Origin of the sequence: Paraburkholderia sp. BR10882 (genome assembly GCF_040948855.1) — a bacterium.
In the GTDB taxonomy this organism is placed as follows: Bacteria; Pseudomonadota; Gammaproteobacteria; order Burkholderiales; family Burkholderiaceae; genus Paraburkholderia; species Paraburkholderia nodosa_A.
This window is the reverse complement of sequence record NZ_JBFPKP010000021.1, coordinates 34,700-52,267: the sequence shown is the minus strand read 5'-3', so window position 1 is coordinate 52,267 and position 17,568 is coordinate 34,700. Positions and strand designations below refer to the sequence as shown.

General features: G+C 65.1%; 17 protein-coding genes. 10 read left to right on the top strand and 7 right to left on the bottom strand.

Features of this window, described 5'->3' with window-relative positions:
* Positions 1-44 precede the first annotated feature (44 nt).
* Both AB3X99_RS34080 and groL read left to right on the top strand, forming a co-directional pair.
* Positions 45-335 (top strand): co-chaperone GroES, encoded by a 291-nt coding sequence (locus AB3X99_RS34080; protein ID WP_069266822.1) that lies wholly within the window; start codon positions 45-47, stop codon positions 333-335.
* Between the two features lie 26 nt (positions 336-361).
* Positions 362-1,996, top strand: coding sequence for a chaperonin GroEL (gene groL / locus AB3X99_RS34075; protein WP_069266821.1), 1,635 nt, complete (start codon positions 362-364; stop codon positions 1,994-1,996).
* A gap of 87 nt (positions 1,997-2,083) precedes the next feature.
* Here the strand turns inward: groL and AB3X99_RS34070 are convergent, their stop codons facing one another.
* Positions 2,084-3,118, bottom strand: a complete 1,035-nt coding sequence (locus AB3X99_RS34070) for a sulfonate ABC transporter substrate-binding protein (RefSeq protein ID WP_368619482.1) — start codon at positions 3,116-3,118, stop codon at positions 2,084-2,086.
* 188 nt (positions 3,119-3,306) lie between these two features.
* Here AB3X99_RS34070 and AB3X99_RS34065 point away from each other — a divergent pair, with 188 nt between their 5' ends.
* Positions 3,307-4,650, top strand: coding sequence for an LLM class flavin-dependent oxidoreductase (locus tag AB3X99_RS34065; RefSeq protein WP_368619481.1), 1,344 nt, complete (start codon positions 3,307-3,309; stop codon positions 4,648-4,650).
* Positions 4,651-4,754: 104 nt separating this feature from the next.
* Positions 4,755-5,099: a DUF3088 domain-containing protein gene (locus AB3X99_RS34060; protein ID WP_342950075.1), complete on the top strand. Its 345-nt coding sequence runs from the start codon at positions 4,755-4,757 to the stop codon at positions 5,097-5,099.
* 44 nt (positions 5,100-5,143) lie between these two features.
* Here the strand turns inward: AB3X99_RS34060 and AB3X99_RS34055 are convergent, their stop codons facing one another.
* The 5 genes from AB3X99_RS34055 to AB3X99_RS34035 all read right to left on the bottom strand — a co-directional run bounded on the left by AB3X99_RS34055 (position 5,144) and on the right by AB3X99_RS34035 (position 10,219).
* The gene (locus AB3X99_RS34055) at positions 5,144-5,902 is read right to left on the bottom strand and encodes an amino acid ABC transporter ATP-binding protein (RefSeq protein WP_368602080.1); all 759 of its coding nucleotides are present in this window, start codon (positions 5,900-5,902) and stop codon (positions 5,144-5,146) included.
* Positions 5,902-6,579, bottom strand: coding sequence for an amino acid ABC transporter permease (locus AB3X99_RS34050; RefSeq protein ID WP_069266816.1), 678 nt, complete (start codon positions 6,577-6,579; stop codon positions 5,902-5,904). The genes AB3X99_RS34055 and AB3X99_RS34050 overlap by 1 nt, the downstream gene beginning before the upstream one ends.
* Positions 6,580-6,592: 13 nt before the next feature.
* The gene (locus AB3X99_RS34045; protein WP_342950073.1) at positions 6,593-7,372 is read right to left on the bottom strand and encodes an amino acid ABC transporter substrate-binding protein; all 780 of its coding nucleotides are present in this window, start codon (positions 7,370-7,372) and stop codon (positions 6,593-6,595) included.
* Positions 7,373-7,550: 178 nt separating this feature from the next.
* Positions 7,551-8,969 (bottom strand): LLM class flavin-dependent oxidoreductase, encoded by a 1,419-nt coding sequence (locus tag AB3X99_RS34040; RefSeq protein WP_368602082.1) that lies wholly within the window; start codon positions 8,967-8,969, stop codon positions 7,551-7,553.
* A gap of 5 nt (positions 8,970-8,974) precedes the next feature.
* Complete coding sequence (locus AB3X99_RS34035; protein WP_368619480.1) at positions 8,975-10,219, bottom strand: acyl-CoA dehydrogenase family protein; 1,245 nt, start codon at positions 10,217-10,219, stop codon at positions 8,975-8,977.
* A gap of 323 nt (positions 10,220-10,542) precedes the next feature.
* Between AB3X99_RS34035 and AB3X99_RS34030 the strand changes: the two genes are divergently transcribed.
* From AB3X99_RS34030 to AB3X99_RS34015, 4 genes are all read left to right on the top strand, one after another.
* Complete coding sequence (locus AB3X99_RS34030) at positions 10,543-12,030, top strand: sugar ABC transporter ATP-binding protein (protein WP_368619479.1); 1,488 nt, start codon at positions 10,543-10,545, stop codon at positions 12,028-12,030.
* Positions 12,027-13,085: an ABC transporter permease gene (locus tag AB3X99_RS34025; RefSeq protein WP_368619478.1), complete on the top strand. Its 1,059-nt coding sequence runs from the start codon at positions 12,027-12,029 to the stop codon at positions 13,083-13,085. Before AB3X99_RS34030 ends, AB3X99_RS34025 begins: the two co-directional genes overlap by 4 nt.
* 65 nt (positions 13,086-13,150) lie before the next feature.
* Positions 13,151-14,389 carry an SfnB family sulfur acquisition oxidoreductase gene (locus AB3X99_RS34020; RefSeq protein WP_368602085.1) on the top strand — a complete coding sequence of 413 codons (1,239 nt, stop codon included), beginning with the start codon at positions 13,151-13,153 and terminating at the stop codon, positions 14,387-14,389.
* Between the two features lie 24 nt (positions 14,390-14,413).
* Positions 14,414-15,472, top strand: coding sequence for a substrate-binding domain-containing protein (locus AB3X99_RS34015; protein ID WP_368619477.1), 1,059 nt, complete (start codon positions 14,414-14,416; stop codon positions 15,470-15,472).
* A 55-nt stretch (positions 15,473-15,527) separates the two neighbouring features.
* On the opposite strand, the gene AB3X99_RS34010 is transcribed toward AB3X99_RS34015, so the two are convergent.
* A complete protein-coding gene (locus tag AB3X99_RS34010) occupies positions 15,528-16,223 on the bottom strand; it encodes an alpha/beta fold hydrolase (protein ID WP_368619476.1) in 696 nt (231 codons plus the stop codon).
* A 28-nt stretch (positions 16,224-16,251) separates the two neighbouring features.
* Between AB3X99_RS34010 and AB3X99_RS34005 the strand changes: the two genes are divergently transcribed.
* Positions 16,252-16,611: a LysR substrate-binding domain-containing protein gene (locus AB3X99_RS34005; protein ID WP_368619475.1), complete on the top strand. Its 360-nt coding sequence runs from the start codon at positions 16,252-16,254 to the stop codon at positions 16,609-16,611.
* Between the two features lie 131 nt (positions 16,612-16,742).
* Positions 16,743-17,510 (top strand): class II aldolase/adducin family protein, encoded by a 768-nt coding sequence (locus AB3X99_RS34000; protein ID WP_069266807.1) that lies wholly within the window; start codon positions 16,743-16,745, stop codon positions 17,508-17,510.
* Positions 17,511-17,568 lie beyond the last annotated feature (58 nt).

Genomic DNA, 17,568 nt, shown 5'->3' with positions numbered 1-17,568 from the left:
TTTTCACCGCGAATAACCGAGAGATAACCGCAAGGAAGCCACCCATGAGCCTGCGCCCACTGCACGATCGCGTGATCGTCAAACGACTCGACCAGGAAACCCGCACCGCTTCGGGCATCGTCATTCCCGATAGCGCCGCCGAAAAGCCCGACCAGGGCGAAGTGCTGGCCGTGGGACCGGGCCGCCGCGACAACGACGGCCGCCGCATTGCGCCGGACCTGAACGCGGGAGACCGCGTGCTGTTCGGCAAATACGCGGGCCAGACCGTGAAGGTGGACGGCAACGAACTCCTCGTGCTGCGCGAAGAAGACATCGTCGCAGTCGTCAATCAATAAGCGAGAACCTGAGAGAGCACGTCATCATGGCAGCCAAAGACATCGTATTCGGCGACATCGCCCGCACCAAACTCATCGAAGGCGTGAACCTGCTCGCCGACGCCGTCAAGGTCACGCTCGGCCCGAAGGGCCGCAACGTCGTGCTCGAACGCAGCTTCGGCGCGCCCGTCGTGACCAAGGACGGCGTTTCGGTCGCCAAGGAAATCGAACTGGCCGACAAGCTCCAGAACATCGGCGCGCAGGTCGTCAAGGAAGTCGCCTCGAAAACGAGCGACGCAGCGGGCGACGGCACCACGACCGCCACCGTGCTTGCGCAGGCGATCGTGCGCGAAGGGCAGAAGTACGTGGCGGCGGGGCTCAACCCGCTCGACCTGAAGCGCGGCATCGACAAGGCGGTGGTGGCCGCCGTTGAAGAACTCAGGAAGATCAGCAAGCCCACCACGACGAGCAAGGAGATTGCGCAGGTCGCGACGATTTCGGCCAACGGCGAGGAGTCGATTGGCCAGCGCATTGCCGAGGCGATCGATCGCGTGGGCAAGGAAGGCGTGATCACGGTGGAAGACGGCAAGTCGCTCGCCGACGAACTCGACGTCGTGGAGGGCTTGCAGTTCGATCGCGGCTATCTCTCGCCGTACTTCATCAACAACCCGGACAAGCAGGTCGCCGAACTCGACAATCCGTTCATCCTCCTGCACGACAAGAAGATCTCGAACATTCGCGACCTGCTGCCGCTGCTCGAACAGGTGGCGAAGGCCGGGCGCCCGCTGCTGCTGATCGCCGAGGATATCGAGGGCGAGGCGCTCGCCACGCTCGTCGTCAACAACATTCGCGGCGTGCTGAAGACGGTGGCCGTGAAGGCGCCGGGTTTCGGCGACCGCCGCAAGGCGCTGCTCGAAGACATCGCGATCCTCACGGGCGGCCAGGTGGTCGCCGAGGAAACGGGCCTCACGCTGGAGAAGGCCACGCTCCAGGAGCTGGGCCAGGCCAAGCGCATCGAGGTGGGCAAGGAAAACACCACGGTGATCGACGGCGCGGGCGAAGCCGGCGCCATCGAGGCGCGCGTGAAGCAGATTCGCGTGCAGATCGAGGAAGCGACCTCCGACTACGACCGCGAGAAGCTGCAGGAACGTGTGGCGAAGCTGGCGGGCGGCGTGGCTGTCATCAAGGTGGGCGGCGCCACCGAGATCGAAGTGAAGGAAAAGAAGGACCGCGTGGACGATGCGTTGCATGCCACGCGCGCGGCCGTGGAAGAGGGCATCGTGCCGGGTGGCGGCGTGGCGCTGATCCGCGTGCGTCAGGCGATCCTCGACCTGAAGGGCAAGAACGCCGACCAGACGGCGGGCGTGAAGATCGTGCTGCGTGCACTGGAAGAACCGCTGCGTCAGATCGTGAGCAATGCGGGCGAAGAAGCGAGCGTGGTCGCGGCGAAGGTCGCGGAAGGCACGGGCAACTTCGGTTACGACGCGGCCACGGGCGAATACGGCGATCTGGTCGAAAAGGGCGTGCTCGATCCGACCAAGGTCACGCGCACGGCGCTGCAAAACGCGGCTTCGGTGGCGGGACTATTGCTCACGACCGATGCCACGGTGCATGAGGCTCCCAAAGCCCAGGCGGCGCAAGCGCCGGTGGGTGGCCCTGGCGGCGCCGATCTCGGCTTCTAGGCCGGTTTTGCCGGGCAAGGGGGGAAGGCCGCCCTGGCGTGATGCCAGGCGCGGCTGCCATGTCTCGACAAGCGGGCGTCAGCGCGCTCAGGCGGATTGCCAGCGCGCATCGGCGACGACGAGCTTCTTCGGGATCAGCTTGAGTTCGGAGAACGTATCGGCAATTTGCTGCTGGTAGGCGAGCGTGGCCGCGTCGACGGGCTGCACGCCGTAGCTCGCGCGCCTGAGGGCGAGTTCGAGCGTCGACGCGTCGAGGCCGACAAGCGGTGACAGTTGAGCCGCAACGGCCGGAACGTTGTCGCGTGCCCAGGCGTCCACGGCGCCGATTTCCTCCACGACCACATGCAGGACAGACGCATGCACATTCGCGAAGTTACGGCTTGCTATGTAGTACTGTGTATTGCGAACGAGGTTTTCGCCGTTCGCGATCGAACGCACTTTCGCCTGGCGTTCGATTGCCGCGAGGTAGGGATCCCAGATCACCCAGGCGTCCACGCTGCCGCTCGTGAATGCGGCGCGCGCATCGGCGGGAGCGAGATAGACGGGCTGGATATCTTCATACTTGAGGTTGGCTCTCTGCAGCGCCTTGACGAGCAGATAGTGCACGTTCGAGCCTTTGTTGAACGCGACGCGCCTGCCGCGCAGGTCGGCGGGCGTGCGGATCGGCGAATCTTCGTGCACGACAATGGCCTCACCCTGCGGCGCGGGCGGTTCGCTGGCAACGTAGACGAAATCCACGCCGCCGGCCTGCGCAAAGATGGGCGGCGTTTCGCCCACGGTGCCGACATCCACCGCGCCGGCGGCAAGCCCTTCCAGCAACTGCGGGCCACCGGGAAACTCGAGCCATTGCACGGTGAAGCCGAGCGGCGCGAGCCGCTTCTCCAGCGTGTGCTGAGCCTTTAGCACCACAAAGTTGCCGTACTTCTGGAAACCGATGCGCAGGACCCGGCCTTCGTCCGCGCGTGCCGCGCCGCTTTGAAGCGTCAACGCGGCAGCGCTCGTGAGCCCCGTTGCGCCACGCAGCGCGGCGGCCGTCGCGGCCCCCGCTGCGAGCTTCAATAGCTTGCGGCGCGCGCCGTTTGCCGTGTGGTCGTCGTGATGGTCGTAGTTGTCGTTCGACATCGTGCCGTTGCCTGTTTAAAGATGCATGTTGAAACTGCCGCGGGTGCGCGGCGATCCATCTCTCACCTTAATCTGTTTCAACATCGGCACAACCAAGATATTGTCAGATGCTTATCTGCGCTGACGCCCTCAGCGGAGTTTGCCGATCCGGAGTATGTTGTGACTTTCGTTTTCCGGCGGCCGAAGCGATGAACCGTAACCGACAGTTGCATCTCGGCGCATTCATGCGCCCCGTCAGCCTGCACACGGGGGCGTGGCGTTACCCCGGTGCGTACCCTGACGCGAATTTCAATTTCGCGCATCTGAAGCGCTTTGCGCAGACGCTCGAGCGTGCGCGTTTCGACGCGTTCTTCATGGCCGACCACCTCGCCGTCTTGAACATGCCGGTCAACGCGCTCAAGCGCAGCCACACCGCCACCTCGTTCGAACCGTTCACCTTGCTCTCGGCGCTTGCCGCCGTGACGGAGAAGATCGGGCTCGTCGCAACGGCTTCGACGACGTTCGACACGCCATATCATGTCGCGCGCCGCTTCGCCTCGCTGGATCATCTGAGCGGCGGCCGCGCCGGGTGGAACCTCGTGACGACTTCCAATCCGGACGCAGCGCTCAATTTCGGCCTCGAGGAACACGTGGAGCACGACGAACGCTATCGCCGCGCCCGCGAATTCTTCGATGTCGTGACTGGCCTCTGGGACAGTTGGGCCGACGATGCATTCCTGCGCGACGTGGAGAGCGGCGAGTATTTCGATCCGGAGAAGCTCCATGTGCTCGCGCACAAGGGTGACTACTATTGCGTGCGCGGGCCGCTCAATATTGCGCGGCCGCCGCAGGGCTGGCCGGTGGTGGTGCAGGCCGGATCGTCGGAGGCCGGGCGGCAACTCGCTGCCGAAACGGCCGAGGCGGTCTTCACCGCGCAGCCGAATCTCGAAGCCGGCAAGCGTTTCTATGCCGACGTGAAGGGGCGCATGGAAAAGCTGGGCCGCGATCCCGATCATCTGAAGATCCTGCCTGGCGCGTTCGTCGTGGTGGGCGACTCGCAGGAAGAGGCGCGCGAGAAGCGCGAACGTCTCGACAGCTTCGTGCACTATGACAGCGGCATTGCCTCGCTATCGATCGCGCTCGGTCACGACGTCTCCGGTTTCGAGCCGGACGGCCCGCTGCCCGAGATTCCGGAGAGCAATGCGAGCCGTACCGCGCGGCAACGCGTGGTGGACTGGGCGCGCGACGAGGGCTTGACGATTCGCCAGCTCGCGCAGCGCGTGGGCGGTTACTCGGGCCTGCAAATGGTCGGCACACCGGATTCGATCGCGGACGAGATGGAGCAATGGCTGGTGGAGGCGGGCAGCGATGGCTTCAACGTGATGTTCCCGTATCTGCCCGCGGGCCTCGACGACTTCGTGGAGAAAGTCGTGCCCGAGTTGCAGCGGCGCGGCATTTTCCGTCGCGAGTACGAGGGCAATACGCTACGCGAGCATCTCGGCCTGCCGAAACCGGAGAACCGGTTTTTTACGGTCAGCCAAAATGCCGGTTAGCAGCGGCGCGAATATTGTTGGATCGATTCGTTCGTGGCGGCAGTGGCCGCCGCGCACGACAATCCCCGTGTGCCCTCAATTCGATCACGGAGCGTCGATCTACCATGACTCGAGATCTGCTGCTGTTGCTGGAACCTGGCTTCACTGACCCCGCGCGTCCCGGCGAGCGTTTCATCTGCCCGGACGGCGCGCCGATAGAAGGACTGCTCGTGTCCGAGCCCGAGCGCGTCGCGCGGCTCGATGTGAAACGCCTGCCGTTTGCGCGCCCGCGGGCGGCCGTGATCGACGTGCTCGACGAGGCGCATCAGGGGTTGCCCGTGCTCGTGCTGGGCGACGAGCATCCGGTACCCGAGGGCGTACAGACGCTGAACGGCCGTCACTTCGTAACCGACACGAAACGCATTCTCGCGCTGCTTGCCGATCGGCACGGTTTTCCCAGGGTGCATTGAGCGGATACGATCAGGCGGCGTCGGGCGACGCCGCCTGCGTGAGCTCAGAGCGGCGGAAGGGCCTGGGTAAGCGTAGAGACGAAGCGAGCCGTGCGCGCATCGCGCGGCCGCGCGAAGAGTTCATGCGACGGGCCGGCTTCGACGATCGCACCCTCCTTGAGAAAGACTGCGTCGTGCGCGACGGAAGCCGCGAGCCGCAAATCATGCGTCGCCATCAGCATGGTCGTGCCCTCCTGCGCGAGCTGCCTCAGCACGTCGACCACTTCCGCGGAGAGTTCGGGGTCGAGCGCTGAAGTCGGCTCGTCGCAGAGCAGCACCTGGGGCGAGGGCGCGAGTGCGCGCGCGATCGCTACGCGTTGCTGCTGGCCGCCCGAAAGCGTGGAGGGCCATGCGTCCGCCTTCTGGGCAATCCCCACTTTCGCAAGCAGCGCGGCGGCGCGCTCGCGGGCTCGCTCCTTCTCCCATTTGAGGACCGTGACGAGACCTTCCATCACATTCTCGATCACGCTCAGGTGCGGGAACAACTGGAAGTTCTGGAACACCATGCCGGTATGCCGACGCACCGAGGCGATTTCCGCGTGGGAGAGCCGCCGGCCGCGGCTGAATTCGAGGCGGGCATCGCCCACGCTCAACGTGCCGGAGTCTGGCATTTCGAGCAGATTGATGCAGCGTAGCAGCGTGCTCTTGCCGCTGCCGGACGGCCCGATCAGCGCCGTGACGCTGCCGGCCTTGAGCGTGAGGTCGATGGCCGCGAGCACCTCGTGGTCGCCGAACGACTTGTGGAGTGTCTCGATGTGGATCATCAGCGCCCTGCCTGGAACAGGGCATGGCGGCCATAGCGCGCTTCGAGACGCCCTTGCGCCTGCGAGAGCACGGAGCTGAACAGGAGATAGATCAGTGCGGCCTCGGTATAAAGAATGAGGGGTTCGTAAGTCACGGCGGCGATGCGTTGTGCAGCCTGAAAGATTTCCGGCACGGTCAGCACGGCCGCGAGGGAGGTGTCCTTCACGAGCGAGATGAACGAGTTCGAGAGCGCGGGCAACGCTACGCGAATCGCTTGCGGCAGGATGGCGCGGCGTAGCGCCTGCGCGCGCGTCATGTTCATCGAGTAGGCGGCTTCCCACTGGCCGCGCGGAATCGATTCGATCACGCCACGAATGACTTCCGCGTTATAAGCGCCCACATTGAGTGAAAAGCCGATGATGGCCGCCGTCAACGGATCGAGCACGATGCCCACGTTGGGCAGCCCGTAGAAGATGACGAACAGCTGCACGAGCAGTGGCGAGCCGCGAAAGAGCCAGATATAAAAACGCACGGCCGCGACCGCCCAGCGTTGCCCGAAGAGGCGGATGAGCGCCGCGCAGAACGCGAGCGCCATGCCGATCGCGAACGAAGCCAGCGTGAGCGGGACGGTAAAGACCAGTCCCGCGTAGAGCAGTGGCCACAACGATTGCGCCATCAAATGCAGCCATGCCGGCATTGTTCAGTCCGCCTTATTGCGAAACGTCTTTGCCGAAATACTTCTGCGAGATCTTCGCGTAGGTCCCGTCGGCCTTGATATCGGCGAGCGCCTTGTCGACGGCCGCGACCAGGTCCGGGTTGCCCTTGCGCAGCAGCACGCCCGACTGGTCGTCAGCGGAAGACGCGTCGATGGCGGCGATCTTGAGTTTCGCGTCCGGCTTGTGCTTCTGGAAGTCGAGGAACGAAAGCGCGTCGTTGACGGTGGCGTCCACGCGGCCCGATGTCAGCAGATCGATCGATTCGTTGAAACCTTGAACCGGCACGACGTCGGCACCATGCGACGCGGCAAGCTTGCCGAAGTTGCTGGTCAGCGTATTGGCCGACTTCTTGCCCTTCAGGTCGTCGAAGGAATGGATGGTCGTGTTCTCCGAGCGCACGATCAGCACGGCGTGCGTCGAGATATACGGCTTCGAAAAATCGTACTTGGCCTTGCGTGCGTCGGTGATCGAAACCTCGTTGATCACGGCGTCGTAGCGATTGACGTCCAGGCCCGCGATCAGGCCATCCCATTTGCCTTCGACGAACTGCGGCTTCACGCCAAGCCGTTGTGCGATGGCCGTGGCGATATCGACGTCGAAGCCGGTCAGCTTGCCGGTTTCGTCATGGTAGGTGAACGGCGCGTAAGTGCCTTCGGTGCCGACACGGAACACACCGGACGACTTGACCTGCGCGAGTTCGTCTGCAGCGAGGGCCGGCGCAGCGGCGACGACCGACAGCAGAGCGGCGAAAAGAGCGGAGCGGATGGCTTTCATGATTGAAATGTTCGTAATGAGAGTTTCGTTGACGGCATCAGTGAGTCGACGGATTCTACTGTCGGCGTGTCTGCCTGCAAACCAGACACATTCGCTATGCATATGCGCTGGTGGAATATAACGACGGATGTGCTGCATCCACGGACGCGCCTTCCTGTTTTGGGTTGCTTATGTTTATTCACGCAGCCGGGGCGGGAACCACTTCGCCCGTCTCAACGGCCGATTCGCGCTTCACTCGCTCGATGTCGCGATAGCGTGCCGCCGGATGCTCGTCGGGCAATCGCGCACCGCCGCCGAAGAGCTTTTCGCGCAAGGTGCCCGGCGCGTAATCGCGCGGGTACACGCCGCGGCGCTGCAGCTCGGGCACGAGGTACTCGACGACATGCTCGAAGGTCTCATGCGCGAGCGCGTACGCCAGATTGAATCCGTCCACGCCGGTTTCTTCGACCCACTCCTGGAGGATGTCGGCAATCGTCGTGGGGGAGCCGACGAATACCGGTCCCATTCCGCCTACGCCGCCCCACTTCGCCAGCGCTTCGATGGTCCAGGTCGTGTCGCCGCCCGAGAGATGTTCGACAGCCGAATGGATCGCATTCGTTTGCACACGCTTGACTGTGTCGGTGGGCAGGTACTGCCCGAAGTCGATGCCGGTCCAGCCCGACATGAACACGAGCGAGCCGTCGTAGGAGACGTGGCGCTGATACTCCTCGAAGCGCGCCTGTGCTTTGGCATCGGTCTCGTCGACGATCACGGTGACGAGGTTGTAAATCAGCAGCCTGTTGCCATCGCGCCCGGCGAGCGCCGCCTGGCGGCGCACGTCCGCCACATAGTCGCGCAGCAGGTTTTTCGTGAGCGCCGCGACGAACACACATTCGGCATGCTGCGCCGCGAACGTCTTGCCGGGGCCCGATGCGCCGGCCTGAAACAGCACCGGTGTGCGCTGCGGAGAGGGCTCGCAAAGATGATAGCCTGGTACTTCGAAGTATTTTCCCTTGTGGCCGATTTCGTGCACTTTCTCCGGGTGCGTGAACACGCGCCGGTCCCGGTCGCGCACCACGGCGCCGTCTTCCCAGCTGCCCTCGAACAGCTTGTAGAGCACCTCGACGTATTCCGTCGCGACCTCGTAGCGGTTGTTGTGGTCGCGCAGGCCGCCTTGCCCGATATTCTTCGCGCCGCTCTCGAGATACGACGTCACGATGTTCCACGCGAGGCGCCCCTTCGTATGATGATCGGCTGTGGACAGACGCCGCGCGAACGTGTAGGGGTGCTCGAAGCTCGTGGAGGCCGTGATGCCAATACCTAGATGCGACGTCACCATCGCGATGGGCGCAGCGAGTTGCAGTGGGTCGTTGACCGGAATCTGTGCGGCCTGATGAAGCGCGTGATAGTTACTTCCTTTGTAGACGTCGTAGTAGCCGATTACATCTGCGATGAAGATCGCATCGAAGACCCCACGCTCGAGTATCTTCGCGAGGTCGGTCCAGTAATCGAGATCCTTGTACTGCCACGAGCGATCGCGCGGGTGGGTCCAGAGGCCTGGCGACTGGTGGCCCACGCAGTTCATCTCGAACGCGTTCAGGTGGATAGTTTTGCTCATGATGTTCAATTGCTCCCGCGTTCCTGTCCGTTGCCGATTTGCCAGAGAAAGGGCGGCTCGGTGCCGTTGATGGTCCAGTCACCCACGATCTTCGCCTTGTAGACGAGCGGATTGTGCGACGACACCGCGCGTGCATTGCGCCAATGGCGGTCGAGCGCGTGGCCGGCGCGGATGGCAGACGCGCCGAGCGCATCGAACAGATGCGTCGCCGCGCGCAGCGCGAATTCGGAGGCGACGATCTGGGCCTGTGCCGAAGCGATTTCGGCTTCCACGTTTGCCGCGCGCTCGGCCTCGTCGTCACCTTCGAAGCGCGCCTCGTAAGCGCGCTGTGCGGCTTCTCCAGTCTGCAGCGCGACGGCCTTTGCACCATAGGCCCATGAGGCGATTTCGCCGATCACCTGCTGGATCTGCGCGTCGTCACTCACGCGCGGCGCGTTGCCGTGGCTGTAGATACGCTTGCGGCTGCGCACGAGGGTGGCGGCATCGCGCCTCGCTGCCTCGGCAATTCCTGCGAGCGTGGCGACGTGAAAGAGCTGATAGAACGCGGTCTGATATTTGAAGCGGCGGCTGAAGTCGATGATGTTGCGGCCCTCGACCGCGGCGTCGCGAAAGAGCGTGGTGCCGCTGCCCGTGGTCGTCTGGCCGAAGCCGTCCCAATCGTCTTCGCGAAGCACGCCGGGCTGGTCCGTCGCCACGGCCACGATCACGTCGCTGCCGTCTTCTTCGCGCTGCGCGAACACGTCGATCCAGTCCGCGTAGAGGCTCCCGGTGCTGTAGTACTTCGAACCGTTGAGCACGAAGCCGCCGTCGCGGCGCGCGACCTTCGTGTTGATCTGGCCGAGCGCGACGTCGCCAGCCTCGGTCCATGCATTGCCGACGAGCTGGCCGCTCACGAAGCGATCGAACCATGCGCGCTGGTCCGCGCCGGCAGGCACGTTCAGCCAGTCCTCGACGAAGGCGAAGTGCCCGCGCAGCGCCTGCGGCAGGTTCGAGTCCGCGGCGGCAAGCTCGATGAGCAGTTGCGCCAACTGCGCGATCGAAGCACCCGCGCCACCGTCACGCACCGGAATGCGCACGGCGCCGAAGCCCGCTTGCTTGAGCGCGGCAATCGCGTCATGCGGCAGTGTGCGCGAGCGCTCGCGTTCGGCGGCTTCGCGGCCGATCTCCGTGAAGATCGGGCGGAAGCGGGCGGCGAGGGTTTCGTAGTCGGCGCCTTGCGAGAGCGCGTCATGGGATCGGGAGACATTCATGCGTTCTTTCTCGGTTGGGGGTGGAGAGACTGCGCACCACGCAGCGAAGAAGAAAAGTATAGAAACCCGCGCGCTGCGGCTCCAATAACTGATTGATGAATCGATATCGGCTTGCCCGATTTGCTTCTGCGCGTTCTTTGCAATGTCGTCGAATTGGCTGTTGCGACAGCGGATACGCCCTGTTGCTGTCAGGCCGCTTTCGGTAGGGCGCCTTATCAAATGCAGACGCATGAATATGAGCATCGCTTAGTTGGGCTCCCTCCCATGCCTCGCTACGATGGGCAGCACTGTCCGCTAGCGATCCCCAACCGGCTAACCCAGCGATGTCCGCTCCGATTCTGACTGCCCACTCGATCACGAAGCGTTTTGGCGCGACGCTCGCGCTGTCGCGGCTGAACTTTTCCATCCACGCCGGAGAGGTCGTTGCGCTGATGGGCGCGAACGGCGCCGGGAAATCGACGTTCGTCAGGATCCTGAGCGGCGTGAATTCACAGGACGAAGGCGGGCTCACGCTCGGCGAACAGGCCTATGCGCCGGGTTCGCCCCAGGCGGCGAAGCGTCTGGGCGTGGCGACCGTGCATCAGAGCATTGCCGACGCCGTGGTGCCCGCGCTGTCCATTGCCGACAATCTTCTGCTCGACGAACTTTGCGGCGGCGGAGCGCGCTGGTGGACGCCGCGCGCCTCCCGCTATACCCGTGCAGCCGCGCTGGCCGCGCGCGTGGGGCTCGAAGCCGATCTCACCGCACCGCTCGGTTCGCTTTCTCTCGCCGGCCAGCAGCGCGTGGTGATCGCGCGGGCGCTGGCTTCGCGCCCGCGGCTGCTGATTCTCGACGAGCCTACGGCCAGCCTTTCCACGAGCGAGGCCGCACGGCTCCATGCGCTTGTGGATGACTTGCGCGCGGAGGGCGTGGCGGTGCTGCTCGTCTCGCATCGGCTTGGCGACCTGCGAAGACTGGCTTCGCGGGTGGCCGTGCTCCGTGACGGCCGCATCGTGTCCGAACAGAGCGCGCCCCTCGATTTCGACGCGGCGCTGGAGGCGATGATCGGCCGCGCACTGCCGCAGGCGCGAGTCTTGCCACGCACGGGCGAGGCGGGCGCGGAACCCGCATTGCGGCTGCGCGGCTTGCGCCTCACGGCGCATGGCGACGCGTTCGATCTCGACGTGCAGCAAGGCGAGATCGTCGCGGTTGTCGGCCCGGTCGGCGCGGGGAAGTCGAGGCTTGCCCAGGTGATATTCGGCGCGTTGCGCGCGACCGCGGGCGAGATGCGCCTTTACGGCAGCGCCTGGGCCCCGCGCTCGCCAACCGACGCGATCCGCGCGGGCGTATTCCTCGCCGGCGAAGACCGGTGGCGCACGTCACTCTTTCCCGACACCGTTGCGTTCGCATCGATCGCCGGCACGATCAGTTTTCCGTTTCTGTCCCGCTGGCAGCGCGGCGTGGGCCTGCCTCGCGATCGCGAAGGCGCGCAGGCGCAAGACGCCATCGAGACATTCGGCATTCGCTGCTCGGGTCCGGACGACCGCGTCGCGCGGCTTTCGGGCGGCAATCAGCAGAAGGTGCTGCTGGCGCGCTGGCACGCCGAGCCGGCCCGGCTGCTGCTGCTCGACGAGCCGTTCCAGGGCGTCGATGCGGGCGCACGGGCCGATATCGCCGCCGCGTTGCGCGAGCGCGCCGCTACGCGCGCGACGCTCGTTTTCGTCAGCGACCTCGAAGAGGCGCATGAAGTCGCCGACCGCATCGTCCTGTTCGACCGCGGCACAGTCGAACGCGTAGCCGTAGCGGAATCCCTCTTATCAGCCCACTCATGAGATCCATCACACCCACGGCAGCATCGGACGAGTCTTCCGCGCGCGACACGACCCGGCAGCGCCGGCACAGCCTCTTCGTCGCGCTCGAGCGCGGCGGGCTACTGCTCGTGCTCGTCGCTCTTGGCGTCATCTTCACGGTTCGCGAACCCGCGTTTCTGAACGTCGCGAACCTGTTCAGCATCTTGCAGGCCGTCTCGATCGTGGCGTTGCTCGGCATCGGTGTAACGGTCACGCTCGCCGCGGGCGGCTTCGATCTTTCCGTGGGCAGTGTCGCCGCCTCGGCGCAGATGGCCGCTAGCTATGTGCTCGTGGTGTGGCACGGCAACGGCTGGGAAGCCGTGCTCGCGTGTCTCGCGCTGGGTGTGGCGGCGGGGCTCTTCAACGGGTTGCTGATCACGCGCCTGCATGTCCCGGACCAGCTCGCGACACTCGGCACGCTCTTCCTGCTTGCAGGCCTGCAACTGATTCCCACCGGCGGCCGCTCGCTTGCGAGCGGCACGATCCTGCCCGACGGCACCGAAGCGAGCGGCACGTTCCCCGATGCGTTCCTCGCGCTAGGCCGCGCACGCCTCCTCGATGTGGTGCCGGTGCCTGTCCTCGTGCTGCTCGTGCTGACCGCGCTCGTCTCATTCGTCATGGGCTCCACGCGCTGGGGCCGGGTGGTCTATGCGATCGGCGGCAACGAGACGGCGGCCCGGCTGGCCGGTGCGCCAACGGCCCGCTACCGGCTCGCGGCTTATGTCGCTTCCGCGACGATCGCCTCGCTCGGCGGGCTGCTCATCGCCGCGCGCGTGGGGCGAGGCGACGTGAGCGCGGGGCATTCGTTGCTGCTCGATGCGGTGGCGGCAGCGCTGGTTGGCTATGCGGTATGGGGCGCGAAGCGGCCCAATGTTCCGGGCACGGTGATCGGCGCGGTGTTCGTCGGCGTGCTGCTCAACGGGCTCACGATGCTCAACGCCCCGTATTACCTCCAGGACTTTATCAAGGGCGCATTGCTGGTCGTGGCGCTGGCGTTCACGTTCAGCATCGGGCGCCGGGCGGAAGGGCGCAACTGAAGCCGGCAGACGCCTGGCAATTTCGTGGTTAGCGAGTTACACAATCTGATCGAGCGGAGCAAATCATGGCAGAGACACTGGCAGGCAGCGAGACACTGGGCGCCGCTCCCGTAACGGAGGCCGCGCATGTGATTGCTACGGAAAACGAAGCGATCGCTGTCGCAACGGAGCTGGCCGCGCGGCTGGCCGTTGGCGCGGCACAGCGCGACAGCGAGCGGCGCCTGCCGCACGAGGAGATCGAGTGGTTTTCGCGCTCGGGACTGTGGGGCATTACGGTGCCCAAAGCGTATGGCGGCGCTGGCGTGTCTAACGTCACGCTCACGGAGGTCGTCAAGATCATTGCGGCTGCGGACCCGTCGCTCGGGCAACTGCCGCAGAATCACTTCGGCCTCGTCGATGTGATCGCCCTGACGGGCACCGAGGAGCAAAAGCGCGAGCTGTTCGGCGAAGTCATCGCCGGCAAGCGCTTTGGCAACGGCTTCTCGGAAAAGGGCACGAAACACGTGCTCGACCTGAAGACACGCGTGCGCCGCGACGGCGATCACTACGTCGTGGACGGCACCAAGTTCTATTCGACGGGCGCCCTGTTCGCGCATTACGTTCCCGTGCTCGGGCTCGACGAGGACCGCAGGGGCTGGCTCGCCTATATTCCGCGCGGCACGCCAGGGCTCAGCGTGGTCGACGATTGGTCCGGTTTCGGCCAGCGCACCACCGCGAGCGGCACCGTGACGCTAGAGAACGTGCGCGTGCCGGCAAGGCTCGTGTTGCCCGCGCATCGCGTGTCGGAGCAGCCCACGCTCAACGGTCCGCTCTCGCAGATCATCCAGGCCGCCATCGACGCAGGCATTGCCCGCGCTGCGATCGAAGACACGCTCGCGTTCGTGCGCTCTCGCTCGCGGCCGTGGGTCGATAGCGGCGTCGAGCGCGCAAGCGACGACCCCCTGACGATCCGCGAGGTCGGCAATCTGCATATCCAGCTGCATGCCGCCGAGGCCTTGCTCGAACGTGCGGCGCGTGTACTCGACGAACTCGCCGCAAAAGGCGAGACGACGGAGGACGACGTGGCGCGCGCCTCGGTCGCCGTGGGCGAGGCGAAGGTGCTCACGACACAAGTCGCGCTGCTGGCCGGCGAGAAGCTGTTCGAACTGGCCGGCACGCAGTCGACGCTGGACGTGCACAACCTCGACCGCCACTGGCGCAACGCACGAACGCACACGCTGCACGATCCGGTGCGCTGGAAGTATCACCTTGTTGGCAATTACTACCTCAACGGCGTCAAGCCGGCACGTCACGCCTGGAACTGACCCCATCGCACAAACGGGAACGTCATGAAGACATCGATTCAACGGCTCATTCGCAACAGCGCGCTGGCGCTCTGCACGGCGGCCCTGTTCGGCACGCTCACGGCGCAGGCGGCCACCCTGGCGGGCGCCCCGGCGCCGTTCGACAAAGGCGGCGTCAAGATCGCGCTCGTTAATTATCTTTCGGAGGGCGACTTCTTCCAGGCCTACGAGGCGGGCGCGCAGAAACAGGCGAAGGCGCTCGGCATCGACCTGCGCATTTACGAAGGGCGCCAGGACGCGGCCGAGCAGCGCGACCAGATCCAGCAGGCCATCAATCTGGGCGTGTCGGCGATCATCGTCAATCACGGCTTGCCCGAGTCGCTCAAGGACGTCGTGCAGCAGGCGCTCGACAAGGGCATCAAGGTCGTCGCTTTCGACGTCAATCTGACAAACCCCAGGGTCCCGCAAATCGAGCAGAGCGACAGCGACCTCGCTTCGCTGCTGCTCGCTCAGGCCGTCAAGGACAATGGCAACGCGTTTTCCGCGGGCTACGTGTACGTAGCGGGCTTTGCGCCGCTCGACCGGCGCGACGCCGTCTGGCAGGCGTTCAAGCACGAGCATCCCGGTATCCAGGAAAAAGCGCGCTGGGGCACCGTGGACAATCCGATTGCGCAGTCGGTTGCCAATCAGGCGGCTGCCGCCTACCGCGCGCATCCGGATATTCGCGTGGTCATTGCCCCCTATGACGAATTTGCGCGCGGCGCCAATCTCGCGGCGAATGAATCGAACGTGGCGAGCAAGGTGCGGATCTACAGCGCGGACATCTCGACTGCCGACATCGAGGCGATTCGCGCGCCGAACAGCGCGTGGGTCGCCACCGCGGCGACCAACCCGGCCGTAGTGGGCGCCGTATCGGTGCGGGCCGCGGCGCTCGACGTGGCCGGGCAGCCGCTCGACCATCACATCCTCGTGAAGCCCACGCTCGTCACGCGCGACGATCTCGTCAAGAACGATATCCACACCATTGCGGAACTGGGGGCGAAATTCCCGGCATTCCGGGCCAGCGACGCGGCGACGGCGAACTGGATTCCCGTCGATCAGTAACCCTGATGGCGGCGCGGGCTGAGCACCCGGCGAGTTGCGCCGGGTTCCATTCCCTTCACTCCGCTGCTTTCGAGTCAATGCGTCGCGCGGGAATATTCGCGCCGACGAACCGCGCAATGACCCGCGCCACATCGGCGGGCGCTTCGAGCGGCGACAAGTGTCCCGTTCCGGGCAGGATGTGCAACGCCGCGTGCGGGATGCGCGGCAGCAGTTCCGCCTGCAGCGTCGCCACGCGATCGACCTGGTCGAGTTCTCCTGAAATGACGATGGTCGGCACGTTGACGGATGCCACCGCCTCGGTGATGTCTTCGCGCATGGCTACGTTCGGCCAGGCCGCCTTGGCCTGCGGCGCGGCCTTCAGGCTGTCCTCGATGACTTGCTCGCGGCGGGTGGCGTCGAGCGATTTCGCGGTCAGCACGTGGTCGATGACGTATTCGACCGATGCGCGCGATTGATACGCGCCGGTCAACGTCGCGCGCTGCTCGTCCGACAGGACCATCGGCGACGGCGGCGAAGGCGCCACGAGCACGAGACCTTCGAGCCCGCCCGGCCGGCGCGATGCGATCAGTTGCGCGACCTTGCCGCCCATTGAATGCCCGACAAGCACGTAGCGCTGCAGGCCCAGCGCCTCGATGACACCCTCGGCATCTGCGGCGAGATCGGCGATGCGGTAGCCGTCAGCCGGCGCCTCGGAATCGCCCCAGCCGCGGTGATCGGTGGCTACGATCCGATACCGGTCGGACCATGGCACGCCGCGCACTCCCGACGAGTTGCGGCGCGTGCAGCGCCTCGCCTTCAGCGAGGCGGTGTCGGTGGGCGACTGGACGTTGCTCGATGCGCGCCACCGCGCACACGTCATCGACGGGCCGTGCCGGCTGGCGGCCAACAATACGCAGATGCTGTTCGGCGCGGCGCTGGCGGGTGCCGGCATCGCCCATGGTCCGACCTTCGTGTTCGGCGAGCACCTCAGGCGCGGCGAACTGGTGGCGCTGCTGCCAGACTATCGCGCGACGGAACTGGCGATTCAGGCTGTGTATCCTGGCGTGCGGCGCATACCGCTCAAGGTGCGCCGGTTCGTCGATTACCTCGCCGAGACGTTTGGCGACGAACCGCCGTGGGATCGCAAGGCGGTGCCTTAGGCGAGCAGTATCGAATGGCATGTGCCGGCCGCGGTTGAATGGAGTTGTCGCCTGGCCGACAATCTTTCGGGGAGTTCGCACGCATCATGAGGACTCTCTGGTGTTCACCAAACCAACCAAGGAGCGTCGACATGGCTTCACCCTGTGTCAATGTCAAGAACGACGTGTCACCCGCCGAATGGGAGGCGCGCGTCAATCTGGCAGCTGCTTATCGCCTCACAGCGTTGTTCGGCTGGGACGATCTGGTGTTTACCCACATCTCGGCGCGCGTGCCCGGCCCGGAGCATCATTTCCTGATCAACCCGTACGGCATGATGTTCGAGGAAATCACGGCGTCCTCGCTGGTGAAGATCGACCTCGATGGCCGCAAGGTGAGCGAGTCGCCGTACGACATCAATCCCGCTGGCTTCACGATCCATAGCGCCGTGCATGCGGCGCGTGACGACGCGCATTGCGTGATGCACACGCATTCGATCAACGGCGTGGCCGTGTCGGCCCAGGAGGCGGGACTGTTGCCGCTCTCGCAGCAGTCGCTCGGGGTGTTGGCGTCGCTCGGGTACCACGACTATGAAGGCCTTGCGCTGAACGAAGCCGAAAAGCCGCGTCTGGTTCGAGACCTCGGCGACAAAATGTATCTGATGTTGCGTAACCACGGGCTGCTGACCGTCGGAAGCACGCCGGCGGACGCCTTTGTCGCGATGTACTTCTTCGAGGCGGCCTGCATGATCCAGGTGCGCGCGCAGTCGGGCGGCGCAAAGCTCACGCCAATCGCGCAGCCCATTCTCGACGGCTTCAGGCAGCAGATCGTGGCAGTGACGCGGGGCGTCATGCCAGGGGCGCTCGTCTGGCCCGGTCTGCTGCGCCGGCTCGATCGAGCCTATCCGGGGTATGCGGACTGACGTTCGAGGCGACGCGATGCCCGATCACGCCCTCGATTGACGGCATTGCGATGGGCCG